15 protein-coding genes and 1 tRNA gene are annotated in these 19,921 nt (G+C 60.5%); 12 read left to right on the forward strand and 4 right to left on the reverse strand.

The window, feature by feature from the left end; genetic code table 11:
• The first annotated feature begins 25 nt into the window (after nucleotides 1-25).
• The 4 genes from AC13QE_RS23960 (at nucleotide 26) to AC13QE_RS23975 (ending at nucleotide 4,119) form a co-directional block, all read left to right on the forward strand.
• A complete protein-coding gene (locus AC13QE_RS23960) occupies nucleotides 26-1,114 on the forward strand; it encodes a polyamine ABC transporter substrate-binding protein (RefSeq protein WP_488485634.1) in 1,089 nt (362 codons plus the stop codon).
• Nucleotides 1,115-1,243: 129 nt separating this feature from the next.
• A complete protein-coding gene (locus tag AC13QE_RS23965; RefSeq protein WP_488485542.1) occupies nucleotides 1,244-2,386 on the forward strand; it encodes an ABC transporter ATP-binding protein in 1,143 nt (380 codons plus the stop codon).
• 2 nt (nucleotides 2,387-2,388) lie between these two features.
• A complete protein-coding gene (locus tag AC13QE_RS23970) occupies nucleotides 2,389-3,300 on the forward strand; it encodes an ABC transporter permease subunit (protein ID WP_488485543.1) in 912 nt (303 codons plus the stop codon).
• 3 nt (nucleotides 3,301-3,303) lie between these two features.
• The gene (locus tag AC13QE_RS23975) at nucleotides 3,304-4,119 is read left to right on the forward strand and encodes an ABC transporter permease subunit (RefSeq protein ID WP_112398702.1); all 816 of its coding nucleotides are present in this window, start codon (nucleotides 3,304-3,306) and stop codon (nucleotides 4,117-4,119) included.
• A 27-nt stretch (nucleotides 4,120-4,146) separates the two neighbouring features.
• Here the strand turns inward: AC13QE_RS23975 and AC13QE_RS23980 are convergent, their stop codons facing one another.
• Nucleotides 4,147-6,042, reverse strand: a complete 1,896-nt coding sequence (locus AC13QE_RS23980; protein WP_488485544.1) for an AsmA family protein — start codon at nucleotides 6,040-6,042, stop codon at nucleotides 4,147-4,149.
• Nucleotides 6,043-6,206: 164 nt separating this feature from the next.
• Here AC13QE_RS23980 and AC13QE_RS23985 point away from each other — a divergent pair, with 164 nt between their 5' ends.
• Both AC13QE_RS23985 and AC13QE_RS23990 read left to right on the forward strand, forming a co-directional pair.
• On the forward strand, nucleotides 6,207-8,159 hold the full coding sequence (locus AC13QE_RS23985; RefSeq protein ID WP_488485545.1) for an acetoacetate--CoA ligase: 1,953 nt from the start codon (nucleotides 6,207-6,209) through the stop codon (nucleotides 8,157-8,159).
• Between the two features lie 356 nt (nucleotides 8,160-8,515).
• Entirely contained in the window at nucleotides 8,516-10,432 is a 1,917-nt protein-coding gene (locus AC13QE_RS23990; RefSeq protein WP_488485635.1) for a DEAD/DEAH box helicase, read from the forward strand.
• An 87-nt stretch (nucleotides 10,433-10,519) separates the two neighbouring features.
• On the opposite strand, the gene AC13QE_RS23995 is transcribed toward AC13QE_RS23990, so the two are convergent.
• The gene (locus AC13QE_RS23995) at nucleotides 10,520-11,542 is read right to left on the reverse strand and encodes a class I SAM-dependent methyltransferase (protein ID WP_488485546.1); all 1,023 of its coding nucleotides are present in this window, start codon (nucleotides 11,540-11,542) and stop codon (nucleotides 10,520-10,522) included.
• 373 nt (nucleotides 11,543-11,915) lie between these two features.
• Between AC13QE_RS23995 and AC13QE_RS24000 the strand changes: the two genes are divergently transcribed.
• From AC13QE_RS24000 to AC13QE_RS24010, 3 genes are all read left to right on the forward strand, one after another.
• Nucleotides 11,916-12,728, forward strand: coding sequence for a chromate resistance protein ChrB domain-containing protein (locus AC13QE_RS24000; protein ID WP_488485547.1), 813 nt, complete (start codon nucleotides 11,916-11,918; stop codon nucleotides 12,726-12,728).
• A 6-nt stretch (nucleotides 12,729-12,734) separates the two neighbouring features.
• Nucleotides 12,735-14,138: a chromate efflux transporter gene (chrA, locus tag AC13QE_RS24005; protein ID WP_488485548.1), complete on the forward strand. Its 1,404-nt coding sequence runs from the start codon at nucleotides 12,735-12,737 to the stop codon at nucleotides 14,136-14,138.
• 126 nt (nucleotides 14,139-14,264) lie between these two features.
• Nucleotides 14,265-14,666, forward strand: coding sequence for a GFA family protein (locus tag AC13QE_RS24010; protein WP_488485636.1), 402 nt, complete (start codon nucleotides 14,265-14,267; stop codon nucleotides 14,664-14,666).
• An 18-nt stretch (nucleotides 14,667-14,684) separates the two neighbouring features.
• On the opposite strand, the gene AC13QE_RS24015 is transcribed toward AC13QE_RS24010, so the two are convergent.
• The gene (locus AC13QE_RS24015) at nucleotides 14,685-18,338 is read right to left on the reverse strand and encodes an ATP-binding protein (RefSeq protein ID WP_488485549.1); all 3,654 of its coding nucleotides are present in this window, start codon (nucleotides 18,336-18,338) and stop codon (nucleotides 14,685-14,687) included.
• Between the two features lie 221 nt (nucleotides 18,339-18,559).
• Here AC13QE_RS24015 and AC13QE_RS24020 point away from each other — a divergent pair, with 221 nt between their 5' ends.
• Together AC13QE_RS24020 and AC13QE_RS24025 are read left to right on the forward strand one after the other, a co-directional pair.
• Complete coding sequence (locus AC13QE_RS24020; protein WP_015338867.1) at nucleotides 18,560-19,006, forward strand: phasin; 447 nt, start codon at nucleotides 18,560-18,562, stop codon at nucleotides 19,004-19,006.
• Nucleotides 19,007-19,223: 217 nt separating this feature from the next.
• Nucleotides 19,224-19,300, forward strand: a tRNA-His gene (locus tag AC13QE_RS24025).
• 52 nt (nucleotides 19,301-19,352) lie between these two features.
• Here AC13QE_RS24025 and AC13QE_RS24030 read toward each other — a convergent pair.
• Nucleotides 19,353-19,499, reverse strand: a complete 147-nt coding sequence (locus tag AC13QE_RS24030; RefSeq protein WP_015338868.1) for a hypothetical protein — start codon at nucleotides 19,497-19,499, stop codon at nucleotides 19,353-19,355.
• Between the two features lie 183 nt (nucleotides 19,500-19,682).
• Here AC13QE_RS24030 and AC13QE_RS24035 point away from each other — a divergent pair, with 183 nt between their 5' ends.
• On the forward strand, nucleotides 19,683-19,889 hold the full coding sequence (locus AC13QE_RS24035; RefSeq protein WP_015338869.1) for a hypothetical protein: 207 nt from the start codon (nucleotides 19,683-19,685) through the stop codon (nucleotides 19,887-19,889).
• The last annotated feature ends 32 nt before the right edge of the window (nucleotides 19,890-19,921 follow it).

Genomic DNA, 19,921 nt, shown 5'->3' on the forward strand with positions numbered 1-19,921 from the left:
CAAAACAGGAGAGACTATGAAGTCCATGTTCGCACGGCTTGCAGCAACGGCTTTTGCGGTCGTTTCGCTGGCGACGGTCGCTCAGGCAGAAGACAAGGTCGTCAATATCTACAATTGGTCCGATTACATCGACAATTCAATCCTGGCGGATTTCACCAAGGAAACCGGCATCAAGGTCGTCTACGACACCTTCGACCAGAACGAGACGCTGGAAACCAAGCTGCTGGCCGGCAAGACCGGCTACGACATTGTCGTGCCGACGGCTTACTTCCTGCAGCGCCAGATCAAGGCCGGCGTCTTCCAGAAGCTCGACAAGTCCAAGCTGCCGAATATCTCCAACATGTGGGATACGGTGCAGAAGCGCATTGCGACCTACGATCCCGGCAACCAGTACGCCATCGACTACATGTGGGGCACGAGCGGTGTCGGCTATAATGTCGACAAAGTGAAGCAGATCCTCGGCACTGACGATGCGCCCGATATCAACGTGATCTTCGATCCGAAGCTCGCCGCCAAGTTCAAGGATTGCGGCATCTACGTGCTGGATTCCCCGACCGACGTCATTCCGGCCGCGCTGCGCTATCTGGGCCTCGACCCGAATTCGACCAAGCAGGAAGACTTTAAGAAGGCCGAGGATCTCCTGACCGCGATCCGTCCTTTCGTTCGCAAGTTCCACTCCTCCGAATATATCAATGCGCTTGCCAATGGCGATATCTGCCTGGCGTTTGGCTATTCCGGCGACGTGCTGCAGGCCCGCAATCGTGCCGCCGAGGCGAAGAACGGCGTTAACATCGCCTATTCGATCCCGACAAAGGGCGCGCAGATGTGGTTCGACGTCATGGCGATCCCCGCCGATGCGCCGCATGTCGAGGAGGCGCATATCTTCCTCAACTACATCATGAGGCCAGAGGTCATCGCCAAGGCGAGCAACTTCACTTCCTATGCCAACGGCAACAAGGCGTCGCAGCAGTTCGTGAGCAAGGACGTACTGGAAGATCCGTCCGTTTATCCGACCGACGCGGTCCGCGAGAAACTGTACACGCTGACCCCTTGGGACTCTAAAACGCAGCGCGTGGCGACGCGCTTGTGGACAAAGGTCACGACAGGCCAATAAATCGAAGCGGCCCGGACGGCAACGTCCGGGCCTTTCCTTATGAGGATAATGCAGGAAATCACGAGCGCGCCGGGATGGGGAAGAGCCGGCGCGTCGAGCGCCCGTAGGGCATCCATTTGGGGATAGATAATGAAGTCACTCGGTAATATCCGGCGTTCCTTTGCTCCTTGGACCGACCCTTCGGCCAAGCCTTACATTTCCTTCAAGAACGTGACGAAGAAGTTCGGTGATTTCACCGCCGTCGATAACCTCTCCCTGAATATCTACAATCGTGAATTCTTCGCTCTTCTCGGCGCATCGGGCTGCGGCAAGTCCACGCTTTTGCGCATGCTGGCGGGCTTCGAGCAGCCGACGACGGGAGAGATCGTGCTCGATGGGCAAGATCTTGCGGGCACGCCGCCTTATCGCCGCCCCGTCAACATGATGTTCCAGTCCTACGCGCTGTTTCCCCATATGTCGGTGGAAAAGAACATCGCCTTCGGCCTGCGCCAGGATGGCATGCCGAAAGCCGAGATCGACGATCGCGTCGGGCAGATGCTGAAGCTCGTCAAGCTGGAGCAGTTCGCCAAGCGCAAGCCGAACCAGCTTTCCGGCGGTCAACGCCAGCGCGTGGCCCTGGCCCGCTCGCTGGCGAAACGCCCGAAGGTGCTGTTGCTCGATGAACCCCTTGGCGCGCTCGACAAGAAGCTGCGCGAGGAAACCCAGTTCGAACTCATGGATCTGCAGCAGAGCCTGGGGCTGACCTTCGTCGTCGTTACCCACGACCAGGAAGAGGCGATGACCATGGCCGACCGCATCGCAGTCATGAGCCACGGCAAGGTGGTGCAGGTGGCGACGCCGGCCGAGATCTACGAGGCGCCCAACTGCCGCTTCGTTGCCGACTTCATCGGCGATGTGAATATCCTCGACGGTAATGTCAACTCGGCACAATCGGGCATCGTCGAGATCGCGGTCGAATCGGGCTTCACGGTGCGCACGACTTCTGGCGACATACCATCGGCTGGAAGCCGCGCCAGTCTCGCCATCCGCCCGGAAAAGCTTCGGGTTTCGCCGCGTCCGCCGGCCAATGCCTCGGTCAATGCGGCAGAGGGCGAGATCTGGGACATCGCCTATCTCGGCGACATGACCGTTTTCCACGTCAAGCTGAAGAGCGGGCAAGTGGTCAAGGCCTCGTCGCTGAACGCAGTCCGCGCCGTGGAAGAGCCCTTCGCCTACGATCAGAACGTCTGGATCTCCTTCGATGAAAATGCCGGCGTCTTGCTGAAGGATTGATCATGAAAGCGCTCGGCTCCTCTATCTATCAGCGCCTCGTCATCATCGTTCCCTATGCCTGGTTGCTGCTCTTCTTTCTCGCGCCCTTCCTCATCGTCTTCCGCATCTCGCTATCGACGAAGGCCCTGTCGGTGCCACCCTATGATCCGTCCTTCGCTTGGACCGACAGTTTCGGCGACTGGTGGGACAAGCTGCAAACCATGTCGTTCGACAATTACATATGGCTTGCCGGCGACCCGCTCTACATGAACGCCTACCTGCAGAGCCTGCAGATCGCCGGCATCTCGACGCTCCTGACGCTGATCATCGCCTATCCGATCGCCTATGGCATGGCGCAGGCGCCGCGTACGATTCGGCCGACGCTGCTGATGCTGGTCATCCTGCCCTTCTGGACGAGTTTCCTCATCCGCGTCTATTCCTGGATGTCGATCCTGAGCACGACGGGCCTCCTGAACCAACTGCTGATGGCGCTCGGCATCATTCATGAGCCGCTTATCATCCTGAACACCAATACCGCCGTCTATATCGGAATGGTCTATTCCTACCTGCCCTTCATGGTGCTGCCGCTTTATTCCGCGCTGGAAAAGATGGATGGCACGCTGATCGAGGCCGCGCAGGATCTCGGCTGCACGCCGATCGGCGCCTTCTGGCGCGTCACCTTTCCGCTTTCGCTTCCCGGGGTCATCGCCGGCTGCATGCTGGTCTTCATTCCCGCCGTCGGCGAGTTCGTCATCCCCGACCTGCTCGGCGGCTCGCAAACCCTGATGATCGGCAAGGTGCTCTGGACGGAATTCTACAGCAATACCGACTGGCCGCTGGCATCGGCGGTGGCGACCATCCTGCTTCTGGTGCTCGTGATTCCGATAGTCTTCTTCCAGCATTTTCAGGCAAAAGCCGACGAGAAGGGGAGATAACAAATGATCCGCTGGTCCCGCTTCAACATCGTCTCGGTCACGCTCGGTCTGGCCTTCCTCTACCTGCCGATCCTGCTGCTGGTGATCTACTCCTTCAACAGCTCGCGCCTCGTTACAGTCTGGGGCGGCTTCTCGACGCAATGGTACGTTCATCTTTTCAGCAATGATACGATGCTGAATGCCGCGTGGCTGACGGTGCGCATCGCGCTGCTCTCGGCGACGATTGCAACGGTGCTCGGCACTTTCGCGGCGATTACCCTTGTGCGCTACACGCGTTTCCGCGGCCGCATCCTGTTTTCGGGCATGATCTACGCGCCGCTGGTCATGCCTGACGTCATCACCGGCCTGTCGCTGCTGCTGCTCTTCGTGACGTCGGGCGTCGATCGCGGATTCTGGACGATCGTCATGGCGCATACGACGCTGACCATGTGTTTCGTCGCCGTCGTCGTGCAGTCCCGCCTGCTCACTTTCGATCGTTCCATCGAGGAGGCGGCGCTGGATCTCGGCGCACCGCCGGTGCGCACCTTCTTCGAGGTGACGCTGCCGATCATCGCGCCGGCCGTCTTCTCCGGCTGGGTGCTGGCGCTGACCTTGTCGCTCGACGATCTGGTGATTGCGACTTTCGCTTCCGGTGCCGGCGCCAAGACCCTGCCGATGCTGATCTACAGCCAGGTGAAGCTTGGCGTGACGCCGGAAATCAACGCCATCTGCACCATTCTGATCGGCGTGGTCGCCGTCGGGGTCATCTGCACTTCCATCGTGACGAAACGTCGCGAGGTTCAGCGACAAAGGGATGAGCACGCCGCTGCAGCAGCTTGAAGTGCTGCAGGCAAACGGCGTGAAGAACTACGGCTGTTGTATCGGCTTTTGGAGAAGCGTTGCGACCGGCGAAATCACCGGGTTCGGCCAACTGCCGCCAATGAAGAAGGGCAGCATCGGCAATTCGTCGGCATCGGATGGTGAGGTCGCCTCGATCGCGCCGGAGAGGGCCAGCCCGTTGGTGCGGAACGGAACCACGCCGTTGAAGGTGATCGTTTCGTTGCGGCCCGTAACGGTTGCGCTCTGTACCTCGGCGGAGCCTTTGGCAAAACTTGCATCCGCGTTGATGCTGTCGAAGTCGAAAGACGAGTCGGCGATGTCACTCATCCGGAAGAATGCCTTCTGGGCGGCAAGCGTCCGGAAGGTGGCGAGATTGAATTGGCGAAACGACCCTGCCGACGAAGCGAAGTGCAGCGTGCCGGCGACGTCGCTGAGCGTGGCAACCCAGATCGGCTTCGAAGTGCTGAGCGCAAGATCCAGAGAAGCCGATGAAGGCATGGGCAGCGGGCCAATCAGCTTCAGGCGTGTGAAGAGCCCACCGAAATCGGCATTCCGGATCGATATCTGCAATTTGCCGCCGCCGTCGAAATCGCCCGGCGCGACCTCAAGATGCGCGGTCAGGGAACCATTTTCGAAGCCGCTGTCGCCTATGTCGAATTTCGCCTTGCCGCCCAACACCAGCAGGCTGGCGCCGATATCATCGAACTGGAAGGGGCCGAGAGCCGCCTTGTTCGATGACAGCCGCAGGTCGAGGTCGAGCCGCTGCAGCGGGTTGCCATTCAGCAGCGCATCGATGGCGGTTTCAGCCGCAAGGCGCATGGAGAAGGCGGCCAGGAAGGGATTGAGGTTCATCTGGTCGAAAGCCAGCGTGCCGGAAATCTTCGGTTTGCCCGCTTTCGTGTAGTTCAGGTCCATAATGCCGGAGGCAGCGGAATCGTTGACTTTGAAGCTCAGATTGTTGAAGCGCAGGCCGTTTTCGATCGCTGCGATGTTTGCGGTGAGCGAGATATTCTTGAGGGCATCTGCTGCCGGCAGGCGCTGACCGCTCCAGGCGATGAAGGAGGGAACGTTCGGCACGTTCAGATCCAGATTGCCCGAAAGCGCCGAAAAGTCCGCTATGCTGGTGATGCCGGTATAGGTCCAGTTGATCAGCGGCGAGACGAAGCTGGTCGTGGTGTTCACATTCTTGCCGGCGAAGAAGAGCAGGGGCTGCGTCGAATCGAAATTCAGCTTGATGTCCTGACCGTTGAAGCGGGCAAGGATAACGGCGCTCAGCGACTGGGAAAGTCGTGGCCATGCGATGTCGGCGTTGACGGCGTTGAGCTTATAGATATTGCCGCTGCGCTCGTCGGTCATCTCAACGCTGCCGTCCTCGATGGTCAGCATGCCGATGGCCGCGTCCTGTTCCTTGCTCATCCGCATGCCGTCGCCGGAGGAGGCCCCCGCCTGCTCGATCGCCTTGGAAAGCCGGCCTTCGTTCGTCCAGTCGATCAGGCCATTCTCGTCGCGGCGGATGTAAAGGGTCGGGCGCAGGAAATGGAATTCGTGAAAATGCGCGTGCCCGCGGATCGCCGACCACAGCGAGAAATCCGCGGAGAGGCTATCGACATGGCCGAGGACCTTGCCGTTCCTCGACGGTTCGCGGATGGTGACCTGGTTGAGCGTCACGCGTGGCGTCGGCCAGAAATCAAGTGTCGGGTCGCCTTCGATCTGGGCACGATATCCCGTCCATTCCGAAAGTGCCTTCTCGATGCCGGAGCGCACCAGGCCGCTTGAAATCAGGAAAGGTGCGGTCGCTCTGAAGACAGCGAACACGATGAGGATCGTGAGAAGAATGAGGCCGGTCGTGCGAGCAAAGGCAGGCAGCCAGCGCGAGGCCGAACGCATCGTCAACCGCCACTTGTTGTTTTTCGAAGCTCTCATGATCCCGAGGAGACTCTTGAACTGATAGGGATAGTCTGCCTGAGTTTGCCGGATATAGGAAATGTTTGCCCGATGCAAACATCACGCACTGGCAATGCCCACAACACCATGTTTTATAATGCGCTGCAACATCGCTATATAGAGCGAAAAGCGGGGAGAGAAATATGCAGGATCAGCAGCCGCTCTGGACGCCGTCGGAGGAATTTCGCAACCAGAGCCCGATGTTTGCCTTCATGCAGGAGTGCAACCGCCGCTTCGGCCTCTCGCTGGCAGATTTTGCCGGCCTCCATGCCTGGTCCATCGCCGATCGTGAAAACTTCTGGTCGGCGGCATGGGATTTCTGCGGCGTGAAGGGCAAGCGCGGTGAGCGGGCGCTGATCCATGGCGATGTCATGCTGGATGCCCGCTTCTTTCCCGATGCCGAGCTGAACTTCGCCGAAAACCTATTGTCGCGAAGCGGCGAGGGCGATGCGCTGGTCTTCTGGGGCGAGGACAAGGTGCGTGATCGTTGGTCATGGGACCGGCTGGCCGCGATGGTATCTCGCCTGCAGCAGGCCTACCGCGCCGAGGGCATCGGCAAAGGAGACCGCGTGGCGGCCATGATGCCGAACATGCCTGAGACCATTGCCTGCATGCTGGCGGCCGCGTCGATCGGCGCGATCTGGTCCTCCTGTTCGCCGGATTTCGGCGAACAGGGCGTTATGGATCGTTTCGGCCAGATCGAACCGAAGCTCTTCATTGCCTGCAGTGGCTATTGGTATGGCGGCAAGCTGCAGGATGTCACTGCAAAGGTCAGCGCCATCGCTCAGCGCCTGAAAGCGCCCACCGTAATCGTGCCCTATGCCGGCGATGCCGAGGCGATCGTGGCGGCAACGCCGGGCGCGCGAACCCTCAACGATCTGGTTGCCCCCTTCGAGGCGAAAGCGGTCGAGTTTGAGCCCGTCTCCTTCTCCCATCCGCTCTTCATCCTGTTTTCCTCGGGCACGACGGGTGTCCCGAAGTGCATCGTGCATTCGACCGGCGGCGCGCTGCTGCAGCTCCTCAAGGAGCATCGCCTGCATTGCGGCGTCGTGCCGGGTGAGAAGGTTTTCTACTTCACCACCTGCGGCTGGATGATGTGGAACTGGCTGGTGACCGGCCTTGCCGCCGGCGCGACGCTCTGCCTCTACGACGGATCGCCCTTCGCACCCGATGGCAACATTTTGTTCGACTATGCGCAGGAAGAGAAATTCGCGCTGTTCGGCACCTCGGCCAAATATATCGACGCCGTCCACAAGAGCGGCCTCACGCCGAAGACCTCTCACGATCTTTCGAGCCTGCGGCTGATGACCTCCACGGGCTCGCCGCTGTCGCCCGAGGGCTTCACCTTCGTCTATGAGGGCATCAAGGGCGATATCCAGCTCGCCTCCATTTCCGGCGGTACCGATATCGTCTCCTGCTTCGTGCTCGGCAACCCGCTGCAAGCGGTCTGGCGCGGCGAGATCCAGGGGCCGGGCCTTGGCCTCGCCGTCGATGTCTGGAACGACGAAGGCAAGCCGGTGCGCGGCGAAAAGGGCGAGCTCGTCTGCACCAAGGCCTTCCCCTCCATGCCGGTCATGTTCTGGAATGATCCCGAGCGCGCCAAATATCGCGCCGCCTATTTCGAGCGCTTCGACAATATCTGGTGCCACGGCGATTTCGCGGAGTGGACAGAGCATGGCGGCCTCGTCATTCACGGCCGCTCCGACGCCACACTCAATCCCGGCGGCGTGCGCATCGGCACGGCCGAGATTTACAATCAAGTCGAGCAGATTCCCGAGGTTCTGGAGGCGCTCTGCATCGGTCAGGATTGGGACGATGACGTCCGCGTGGTGCTTTTCGTTCGCCTTGCTGCCGGCGTCGCCCTGACCGAAGACCTGGTCAAGGCGATGAAAACCCGGATCCGCACCGGCGCCTCGCCGCGCCATGTGCCGGCCAAGATCATCGCGGTTACGGATATTCCCCGCACGAAATCCGGCAAGATCGTCGAGCTTGCGGTACGCGAGGTGGTGCACGGCCGTCCGGTCAAGAACAAGGAAGCGCTCGCCAATCCGGAAGCGCTCGATCTCTTCGCCGGGCTGGAAGAACTCAAAAGTTAAGGTGAGCCTTAAAACCGACGGGCAAACGATGACCATCGTTTGCTAACCTCGCGTTAAGAAAGCTTGGTCAAAAGTAAAGGCCAACTTGAGACCGTTCGCATGAGCTGGAGCGGATTGGAGCCACTCTCGGCTCCCGAGACATGAAGTTCCCCGACTCGAGCTGGCTTTTCGACAGCATAAACTTCAAAGGCAGCGCGATTCGCTGCCTTTTTTTCGTTTCGCCCCGCACGAAAACGCGTCTGCTCTGTACATTGCCGCCTTGAGCAAGTATGTGCACGCGTGAAGAAGAGGTTCGCGACGTGCGAGCCACGATGATCGCCGCCTGATGGCGCGCGAAGAATTCCGAAAGACAGATGATGACTGAATTCGAAGGCATCGCTCCTGCGATTGCCCAGGCTTTGGCGAAGCGCGGTTACGAAACGCTGACGCCGGTGCAAAAGGCCATGCTCGATCCGGGCCTGGCCGGCAAGGATGCGCTTGTCTCGGCCCAGACCGGCTCGGGCAAGACGGTTGCCTTCGGCCTGGCGCTGGCGCCCGGCCTGCTTGATGGCGCGGAACGTTTCGGCCGCGCCGGCGCGCCGCTGGCGCTGGCGATTGCACCGACCCGCGAACTGGCGCTTCAGGTCCAGCGCGAGCTGGAATGGCTCTATGGGCTCACGGGCGCCACGATCGCCTCCTGCGTTGGCGGCATGGATATGCGCACGGAACGGCGGACACTGGAACGCGGAGCCCACATCGTCGTCGGCACGCCGGGGCGTCTCTGCGATCACATCCGCCGCAATTCGCTCGATATCTCCGAACTCAAGGCCGTCGTACTCGACGAGGCCGACGAGATGCTCGATCTCGGTTTCCGCGAGGATCTGGAGTTCATTCTGGAATCCGCGCCGTCTGATCGTCGCACGCTGATGTTTTCCGCCACCGTGCCGCGTTCGATCGCCAAGCTCGCCGAAAACTATCAGCGCGACGCCGTCCGCATCGCCACCGCCTCTGAGGCCAAGCAGCATGTCGATATCGATTATCGCGCGCTGACCGTCGTGCCGAGCGACAGGGAAAACGCCATCATCAACGTGCTGCGCTATTATGAGGCGCGCAATGCCATCGTTTTCTGCTCGACGCGTGCTGCCGTCAATCACCTGACGGCTCGCTTCAACAATCGTGGCTTTTCGGTTGTTGCGCTCTCAGGTGAGCTTAGCCAGAACGAGCGCACCCACGCCCTGCAGGCCATGCGCGACGGCCGCGCCCGCGTCTGCATCGCCACCGACGTGGCCGCCCGCGGCATCGACCTGCCGGGTCTTGAACTGGTCATCCATGCGGACCTGCCGACCAATCCGGACACGCTGCTGCATCGCAGCGGCCGCACCGGCCGCGCCGGCAACAAGGGCGTCAGCGCCCTCATCGTGCCGCTCAGCGCCCGCCGCCGTACCGAACGCCTGCTGGAAGCAGCCCGCATCCGCGCCACCTGGGCAAAGCCGCCGTCAGCCGATGAAGTGAGCCAGCGCGACGACGAGCGTCTTCTCGCTGATCCGGTCTTTGAAGCGCCGCTTGCCGAAGACGAGGAGTCGATCGTCCGGCAGCTGTTGGAGCGCCACGGCGCCGAGCAGGTTGCTGCCGCATTCCTGCGGCAATATCGCGCCGGCCATTCCGCGCCCGAGGAATTGCAGGACGTGCCGGCCGAAGGCGAGCGCCGAAAGCCCCGCCGGGACGATTTCCCGGTCACGCCTCGCGATGAGGGCTCGTCTGCTGGACGCAACGACTTCACCGATGGTCTCTGGGTATCGCTCTCTGTCGGACGCAAGCAGAATGCCGAGCCGCGCTGGTTGATCCCCATGCTCTGCCGCAACGGCAATCTGACCAAGCGCGACATCGGTGCCATCAAGATGCAGCCTGAGGAAACCTTCGTCGAGCTCTCGACGGAAAGTTTTGAGCGCTTCCTCGCGGCCATCGGCCCTGACAAGACCCTGGAGCGCGGCATCAGGGTCAAACCGCTCGCCGGCATGCCGGATTTCCAGGCCAAGCGGGAAGGCGGCTTCGCAAAGAAGAAGCCCTTCGCTGAGAAGGGCGCCCGTTCGAATGACGGCCCGAAGCCGAAATGGAAGTCCGACCGCAAGCCGGAGCGGGCGAATGCAGGCGAGGGCAGCGTTTCCGAGCGTTCCGACAAGAAGCCCTGGGCGAAAAAGCCCGGCAAGCCGGGCTTCGCCAAGAACGACGGGCCGCCAGCAGGCAAGCAGAATTCGAGGGCCAAGCGCAAAGCCGCGCGCGTTCAGGGGGAATAATTTCTATCTCTGAGTTCAAGGGGGCGGCAGCCCCCTTGGCGCTATCTCCGCATCCCCGGCAAGAGGAGACGGGTACTCCGGGCACCGCTACTCGAAGAAGATCAAGCTTGCCGGCGATGGTGGTAGTGGCTTTACTCTCACATTATGAAAACCGGCACGCCTAGCCATCTCGGTCAGGCCCTTCTGCGTGTAGGCTTCGCCTTTTGGCGTACTGGCCAGCATCTCCCATGAGAAAGCGGCTGGGAAGGGCGGCGAGACGAGATCGTCGTTGGGCACGAAGTCCACCGCAACCACCTTGCCCTCGGCGCTCAAGGTCGCCCGGCTCTTCCTAAGCAATCCGGCGCAGGTTTCCAGGTCGAAGTGATGCAGGAAGTTCGGCAGCAGGATAAGATCATAGTCCGTGCCCCAGTCGACTTCGAATGCGCTGCCGGCAATGACCTTGTAGCGTTCGGTGACGCCAAATTGCTGCGCATTCCGTTTGGCCAATTCCAGAACGGAGCCCCAATCGACCGCAACGATCTCGGCCGAAGGAAAAGCCTTCGCCATCTCGATCCCGAAAAGCCCGTGCCCTGCGGCGATATCAAGTATCTTCCTTGGCTGTATGGGCAAGTTGGCCATTTCGGTGGCGAGGCTGATCGCGCTGCCGCCAGTGAACGAGCCCATGCCGCGAGCAAATTTCACCCACACCGGATTGTCCGGAGACATGTTTGCCAATCCAATGGACCCGCCGTTGCGGACATACGAAGACGGATCGTCCAGGATCTGCTTGAGGATCTCCGGGGCGGCCAGGAATTCGATGGCCCCGCCCATATAGGCTGGTGAATGCCGGTCGAGGAAAACTCGGCTGGATGGGGTCAGAGCATATTGATCGCCTGTTTTCGTGAGAAAGCCGTTCACAACGAGATAGTCGCACAGAATGCGCACGCCTCTTTCGGCTGCATTTGTTGCGGCCGCCAGGGATGCTGCATTGCTGCCGTCGCCAATCAAGGTAAAAAGATCGAGTTCTATGGCGGCTACGATGGCGGCCGTCTTTCGGCACGCAAACATCGCATCGACCACTAGATTGGGCGAAACTTCGCCTACGTCTGCTTCTACTGCCGTCGATGACATTGGATCCCCCTATGTGCCCAATGACCGACCGGAATAGTCGGTCGCAAGGATGAATTATCTCACAGAAGGCGCCTGAGTTTAAGTTTGCCATCGATAATACTAAGAAGATACATCAGATATTCTTGGCCGTCGGCGCGGTTGACGTCGTCGGGACCTCCCATCGTCGCGACAGAACTTCACGACAACCGCGACGTTACGATCAATTTGCAAGTGGTTGCGGAAGCCGAGGAATGTTTGCCCGGTGCGGCACGCGGTTATTCGGCTTGACATTTAAAGCACGTCAGGCAGAAAATTGATCATGGGGCTGCGATCACCCCACGAGGCTACGGCTGAAGAATCGCGTCCGTGAAACCGAGCCAACGGAGGACGCGCTATGCCGTCATTTCTGGAAATTACACCCGACAAGCTCAATCGCATTATCGGCACGCCCAATTTGCCTGCGATTATCGATGTCCGTAATGACGAGGATTTCGCCGCTGATCCTCGTCTTATTCCCGGCTCCAGTCGTCGCGACTATCGAAGGGTAGCCGACTGGGCGAGCGAACTGGCGGGGCCTGCCATCATTCTCTGTCAGAAAGGACAGAAACTCGCCCACGGAGTTGCTGCCCATCTGCGCGTCGTGGGAAAGGAGGCGGAGGTCCTCGAAGGCGGGTTCGAAGCGTGGCGCAGCGCGAAGTACATGCTGGTCGCCGAGGAAAAGCTGCCTCCCCGCGATGCCAAGGGGCGGACCGTATGGGTAACGAGGGCACGGCCGAAGATCGATCGTATCGCTTGCCCATGGCTGATTCGCCGCTTCATCGATCCGTCAGCGATCTTCCTGTTCGTTCCTGCAACCGAAGTTTCGGCCGTCGGCGATCGCTTTAAAGCGACACCATTCGATATAGAGGATGTCTTCTGGAGTCATCGCGGCGAGCTGTGCACCTTCGATGTCATGATCGAGGAATTCGGTCTCGGCACAGAACCTCTCCTTCATCTTGCAACCATCGTTCGGGGCGCCGATACCGCCCGGCCGGACCTGGCACCTGAAGTGCCGGGGCTGCTTGCGGCCTCGCTTGGGCTTTCGCGAATGTTCAACGACGACCTGCAGCAGTTGGAAGCCGGCATGGCGCTTTACGATGCCTTCTATCGTTGGTGTCGTGATGCGACGGAAGAGACGCACAATTGGCCAAATCCGAGGAAGATGTAAGAGACTATGACCGACCTCGCAAAAAATGTAGCCGAGCGATCAAGCGCGGCTGATCGGGACATCGTTCCCCTCCATGAGGCCATTAAGGTCTGGATCCGCGTCGCCGCCCTGAGTTTCGGCGGACCGGCTGGGCAGATCGCCGTCATGCACCGCATCGTCGTCGACGAGAAGAAATGGGTGGGAGAGCACAGGTTCCTTCATGCCCTGAACTACTGCATGTTGCTGCCGGGCCCAGAAGCGCATCAGCTTGCAATCTATATCGGCTGGCTGCTGAACAGGACCCTGGGTGGGATGATCGCCGGCATTCTGTTCGTCCTGCCAGGCTTCCTGGCAATTCTCGCGCTCAGTTACGTCTATGTCCTGTTCGGGAACCTGACCTTTATCGAAGGGATGTTCTTCGGGCTCAAATGCGCCGTGCTGGCGGTCGTCGTCCAGGCGGTCTTTCGCATCGGGAGCCGAGCCCTCAAGAGCAGGGTTATGGTTGCTTTGGCCGCCGCTGCCTTCGTGGCGATCTTCTTCCTGCATGTTCCGTTCCCCCTCATCATCGTTGGAGCCGGGCTTATCGGCTACCTGGCCTCTCGGGCGGGGGTCGCCGCCTTCAAGATGGGCGGCGGGCACAAGTCGGGCTCCGGGACAATTCTGGAAGATAAGGACTCTGTTCTCGGCGAGGAGATCCCTTTGCACGCTCGACCAAACCTCGCCTGGTCTTTGAAGACCTCGGGTGTGCTGGCGGCCGCATGGCTCATTCCGGTTGCGGCCCTCGTGATGACGCTCGGCCCCGACAATGTCTTTTCCAAAATCGCGATATTCTTCAGCGAGATGGCAATCGTGACTTTTGGGGGCGCCTATGCCGTGCTGGCTTATGTTGCACAGGAGGCCGTGCAGCAATTGGGTTGGCTGCGACCGGGCGAGATGCTGGACGGTCTGGGGATGGCGGAAACGACTCCGGGACCGCTGATCATGGTTACGCAGTTCGTCGGTTTCCTGGCGGGTTATCGCAATCCCGGCACCCTTAGCCCCCTTGCGGCGGCGACCTTCGCTGCCATGCTGACAACATGGGTCACCTTTCTGCCGAGCTTCCTTTGGATTTTTGCAGGTGCGCCGTTCATCGAGAAGATGCGCGGCAATGTCGTGCTGACCGGCGCCATGTCTGCGATAACGGCAGCTGTCGTGGGCGTCATCCTCAATCTGGCGATTTGGTTCGGACTCCATGTGCTGTTCCGAGAGACCACAAGCTTCACCTACGGCTCCTGGACGATAGATGTGCCCGTCCTTACCTCGCTTTCATTGCCCTCGCTGGTGCTGACCTTGCTTGCCGCCATCGCCATATTTCGCCTGAAGATGTCGGTGATATCGACCTTATTGGCATCTGCAGCTTTGGGCGTTGGCTGGACTGTCTTCGTTTCCTGACGGCAGACGCATTCGCCGTGTCGGTGGCCCGGAGTGAGAATTCGTGTCGTTCCGTGTATTTGCGGGGATTTCGTGACCAAGGCAGAATACTGCCTTCGACCAAGCAGCGAATGGAGCGGTGTACCCATGCTGATCGGCTCGTGTCATTGTGGTAAATCAGGCTGGACGCTCGAAGGCGATCCAGGCTCGATTACTGCCTGCAACTGTACGCTCTGCCGGCGCTACGGCACGCTATGGGCCTACGACTACGAAGGAGAGCGGGTCTCCGTCACGGGCCAGACTGCCTCCTATACCCGCGCCGGCAAAGACAGGCCGTCTCTCGAAATACTGTTCTGCCCGTCCTGCGCCTGCGTGGTGAGCTGGCGCGGCCTGAGGCTGCAAAAGGATGGCCGCCGGCGCATGGCGGTCAATGTTCGGCTGGCGCCGCCGGATCTCGTTGCCGACCTGCCGATCGATCACTTCGATGGGCTCGACACGTTTGAAGATCTTCCTTCAGGCGGGCGATGCGTGCGCGACCTTTGGTTTTGATGGCACGCCGAGATCATCTCAATTCGCCAATACCCGCGGCGAGGGGAAGGTGATCTCGACCAGCGTGCCCTCGTTAGGGGCTGAGTTGATCGAGAAAGTCGCCCGGTTGGCGTCGACCATCGCCTTGGTCAGAGGCAGTCCCAGGCCCGTGCCATCGCCGCGCTTGCGGGAATTGGTGGACACCTGCCGGAAGGGCTTCATCGCCTGCTCCAGCTCCGAGCGTGTCATGCCGACGCCGGTATCGCGGATGCGCAGGACGACGCTGCCATTGCCCTCATACGCAGTCGACACGACGATCTGGCCGCCCGATGGGGTGAAGCGGATGGCGTTCGAAAGGATGTTCAGCGCAATCTGCTTGATCGAACGCAGATCGGCCACGACATTCGGCACGGCTTGCGACAGAGCGGTGCGGATGATGACGCGCTGGCTGTTGGCCTGCGGCTGCACCAGCGACACCGCTTCGGTAATCGCTTCGTTCAGGCCGACCGAGGCGAAATCCAGATCCATCTCGCCGGCTTCGATCTTCGAGATATCGAGAAGGTCGTTCACGATGTCGAGCACGTGGCGGCCGGAGCGGCCGATATCGGTGGCATATTCGATGTAGCGTGAGTGACCGATCGGCCCGAAGCGCTCGCCGGCCATCATGTCGGAAAAGCCGATGATGGCATTGAGCGGCGTGCGGATTTCATGGCTCACTCGGGCAAGGAAATCCGTCTTGTGGGCATTGGCGGTTTCCGCGGCGCGCTTGGCGTTGCGCAGCTCTTCTTCGGTACGTTTCCATTGCGTGATGTCGCGGATGACGGCGCAATAGCCGTTCGATGAGTTCAGCCGGCCCATGGTCATGAACAGCGGCACGAAGCCGCCGGAAGCCTCGCGTCCGATCACCTCGCGGCCGTCGTTCAGCACACTGGCGACGCCATGGCCCGAAAGGCCGCCAAGATAATCGAGCACCGCCTTCTGGCTTTCATGGGCAAAGAGCATGACGAAGGGTTTGCCGCGGGTTTCCTGGTCATCGTAATTGAAGAGGGCGCTCGCCGAGCGGTTCATCGAGCGGATCTCGCCGTCCTGGCCGATGATGATCACACCGTCGGTTGCCGTTTCCAGCGTCGAGCGCAGCTCCTCGATCTCCACCTGCAACTTGGCGACCTTTTCGAGGATGCGCTCGGGGCGGGCTTCTTCAGGAATTGGCTGTGGCGGCGGTGCGGGCGGCTCGCTCTTTTCCACCGGCATCAACGCCAGCATCAAGGCTGTGCCGTCTTCCCACCGGATCGACTGCAGCCGGGCCGTCACCGGCACCAGCGCATCGTCGGCGCGCACGACCATCATCGCGCCGGGCTGCTCGGTCTTGCCTTCCAGGTCATTGCGCTGCAGCAGCGCATCCAACCCGCCGACCTGTTCGAGTTCATCGAGGCTGTCATAACCGGTCAGCCGTAGGAATTCCGGATTGCCGTGGATCAGGCGGTCACCGGCGTGGATGAGGATCGCGAGCGGCAGCTGGTCGACGATGTCGGACGACAGGCCCGTGCGCATCTTCACGCGTGACGGAATGGCGTTGTTCAGGACATCGAGAGGGTCGAAATCTTCCTCCGGCTCGGCTGATGCCGGCGCAACTTCGGTGGTGGCCTCGTCAGCCGTTTTCGGGCTGTTATCATCCGCCGCTTCAATGAACGTCACGACCGGCGGCGATGCTTTTTCTTCTACACCTGGTATAGCCGGCTGCTGGTCGTCGACGTGGCCATTTTCACCGCCCGTTTCGGAGGTCTCGGAAAGGATCTCGTCTGTCGCATTCGGTTGCGGCGGGGTGTCGGTACCGTCCTCATGCCGCTCGTCACCAGGCTGCTCCCCAGACGGTTCCGCGCGTTTGCCCAGAGGTTCAAGCTGTCGGGCTATTTCGCGGAAGGCTGCCTGTTCGCTGAGTGAAAGGCCGGTTTGCGCCAATGTCCGGCGCTCATGCAGGCGAACGACCTTGTCCGACTCTCGACGGTTCGGCGTCTCGGAAATCCGCAGGGCGGGCGGTTCGTAAGTGGGAGCCGGGTCGGCTTCCACACTATCCTGAGCGGAGCTCTCTATTTCTTCTGTCGTCTGAGGGGTTTCAACTTCGGGGGCGAGAGGCTCGTTCGATACCGCCTCTGCTTCCGGGGGCATTTCGGCATCCGCCGCGGCGTCGTCAGCCGCCTGCGTGCCGAGAGCCATGCCGCGCTTCATCGGATCTTCGACGGCATCCGCCAGGCGGACGACGCCAAAGCCCCTGAAGCCATCGAATTCGCGGCTGCGCGTATAGGTCGGCAGGGCGGCAAGGTCGACCGGCACGGTCAGGCTCGTCCCTTCCACCGGCCAGTAGATCGTGCGGCCAGACCATGTGTCGCGCCGCGCCAATAGTTCCGCGATCTTGCCGTCCGGATCGAGATTGAAACGGCGGGCCACATCGACAAACGCCGTGCCGGCTATCTGGGCGGCATGCGGCCCCACCGCATCGGCAAATTCGCGCGAAACCTCGCTGAAATGGCCGGCGGCATCGATCTTCCAGACGAAACGGGTGGCGCGTCCGTTGCGCTTGAAATTGAAGCCTTGTGCGGGCGTGTTTTCGGTATCTGCATGGGCTTCCCGCGAAGACGGCTCTGCAGCTGCCGTCGCCTCTGCGGCAGCATTGTCTCCGCCGTCCTTCACGGTTTCCGGCTGATGCTCATCGGCGTCAGCTTCGGTTTCGGCCATTGCGTCGGTCGCGATATCCGCATCGGCAGCCGCTTCCGTTCCGGCTTCGCTCGAGCTTCCGGCCGCCGGAGCCGCCTCCTGTTGCTCGTCCTCGCGATATTCCGGTGTCTCGTCCAGTTCCTCGATCTCAGCCACCGCATCGATGATGTCGCCGAAGGGTGCGGCGGGCGCGGGCTTCGGCTCCTCATCCGGCACTGCTGCCTCGAGCTCATTGCGGACTTCCTCCGCCTGCGGCTCGCTGGCCGCAGCGGGGCGGGCTTCGTCGGCAAGGCTTTCCGTCGGGTCGAGATGGCCAAGCACCGTTTCGACGACGAACAGCAGGTGCAGGGCCGGGATTTCGGAGAGCTTGCCGATGGCGGCGGGCAGATAACCACGCCCGGTCGGGATCGGTCGCTTGATCAGCCGATCCGGCTGTGCGCCGGCCATGGTCGTCATCATCCGCGCGGTCTGCGGCGTGACGCCAAGCGCCCTGAAGCCGGCTGAGGCGGTAACGATCTCGCCATCGCGGCCGATGACGGCCATATGGGTATCGGGATCGTCGAACCCATCGATCATGCGCTTGGCGCATTCGGCTGATGTGAGCGGCTTTGAGGAGACCGGAGAGGAGAACAGCACGGCTTCTTCGCCGGCCTGGATGCGGATGAGTTCGACAGCCGCATTGACGACGGCCCGCTGGAAGCCCGAAGCCATACGGATCAGGAATGTGCGCTGGTCGCCGACCGCACCGAGGCCACGCGCGGTCGCCTCGATCTGGCGAAACGAGATGTCGCCGGACTTCGGTCCCTGCTCGAGGAAATCGTAAATGATGTTATAGCCGAAAAGGTTGGCGCCGGCGGCGTTTGCCCATAGCACGCGGTCCATGCCGGTCGAGAACATGACCATGGCTTCACCGCGCGCGAAACGTTCCCGAACGCGCGGATGCACGGCAATGTCAATGAACGGATATTGAATTGCGGGCATTTTCCAACCTGTTTTGCGGGCGTAACCGCCTCTCGTGATTTAACGGTTTATTAATAACGGCACGCCGCTTTTCGGTCCAGCGAACGGTCCATTTTTCGGCCGGAAAGGTTAACGCCTTGTGCGGCGCACAATTATGTTGCACTGCACAATAATTTATATTATATACTCCTCACACAGGTTCACGGCGGCCCCTCAAGGAGGGCCCTTTTAGGAGCATAATCATGGCTACTGTAAAGAAAGACGACGTTTTTTCAACGGCGGCATTCGACCCGTCAAAGTTCTCCGAATCCTTCCGCGACTTCGCGGAAAAGGGCGCTGCCCAGTCCAAGGAAGCCTTTGCAAAGCTGAAGGCCGCCACCGAAGAGGCAGGCAAGACGGTTGAAGCAACCGTTCAGACTGCACAGGCTGGTTCCGTAGAAATCGGCCTCAAGGCCATCGACGTTCTGCGCACCAATGCTGAAAGCTCGCTGGCTCACATGGAAGCCCTGCTTCGCGTCAAGTCAGCGGCGGAACTCTTCGAACTTCAGACCGCTTTCATCCGCAAGCAGGCCGAAGTTACCGTCGAGCAGGCCAAGTCCATTCAGGACACCACCAAGAAGGTTGCTGAAAAGCTGGCAAAGCCCGCCAAGGACGCCGCTGAAAAGGCAATGGCCTCCTTCAAGGCCTAATCATTTCCGATAAGCCTCCCAAGGCACGAATGTCCCGTTCCCAGGTGAAAGCCGGGGGCGGGACTTTTCATTTGCAGCAGAAGCCGGCCTGACCGGTATCTGACCGAGCATCATCATTTGGATATCCGCAAAGCTTTTTCATATTGCGGGGAGATAGGACTTGAAATAATTTCAAAGTCCTCGTATGTCACCCCCGTTCGCGGCGACGCGAGCAAGTGCGGTTGTAGCTCAGTTGGTTAGAGCGCAGGTTTGTGGCACCTGAGGTCGGAGGTTCGAGACCCCCCAACCGTACCATTTTCTCCCTGGTTCGTTCGTAGAAGATGCCGACGCCTTTGGCCTTGCGGGCCTACTTCTTGTCTTCAGGCTTCTTCGAGACATGGCCGGGCGATATCGGATCGCTTGCCGGAAAAGTCTCCTCCAGCGCTTCCTCCAGATAATCGTCCTGTTCCTTGTGTTCCTTCTCGTCCAGTTTCTGCTGCTTCTTGTCGCTCATCGTCCTGGCTCCTGATCTCTCCGCGAAAATACTAGGCTTCACCCGGCCTTTGTCCAGCAGCAAGGCGTAAGGGTGGCGAACCGCGCCTCTATCGCAAACGCTGCCCGCATCCCAAATTATCTTGGAACCGGCGGCATCGCTCATCGTTGTGTCCATATCGGCAAGCAGACGAAAGGAGCGGGCATGTCTGTACCGAACGAGCCTATTCCCGATACGCCTCCGATGCCGGAGCCAGGCTGGGCGCCGAAGCCGCCGATTGGAGAGCCGGAGCCGGACAGGTTGCCGGATGAAGCTCCCGTGCCCAACCCCGACGAGAACGAGGAGCCGCCGAAGCATGCGGAGGCTCAACCGCCGCATGCGCCATCATGGTGGTGCAGCTTGATGCCGTGACCATTACCTTCGAGCCGGAGGCGCCTCCATCG

The sequence above is a fragment of the Martinezella sp. CNPSo 3957 genome, assembly GCF_057784395.1.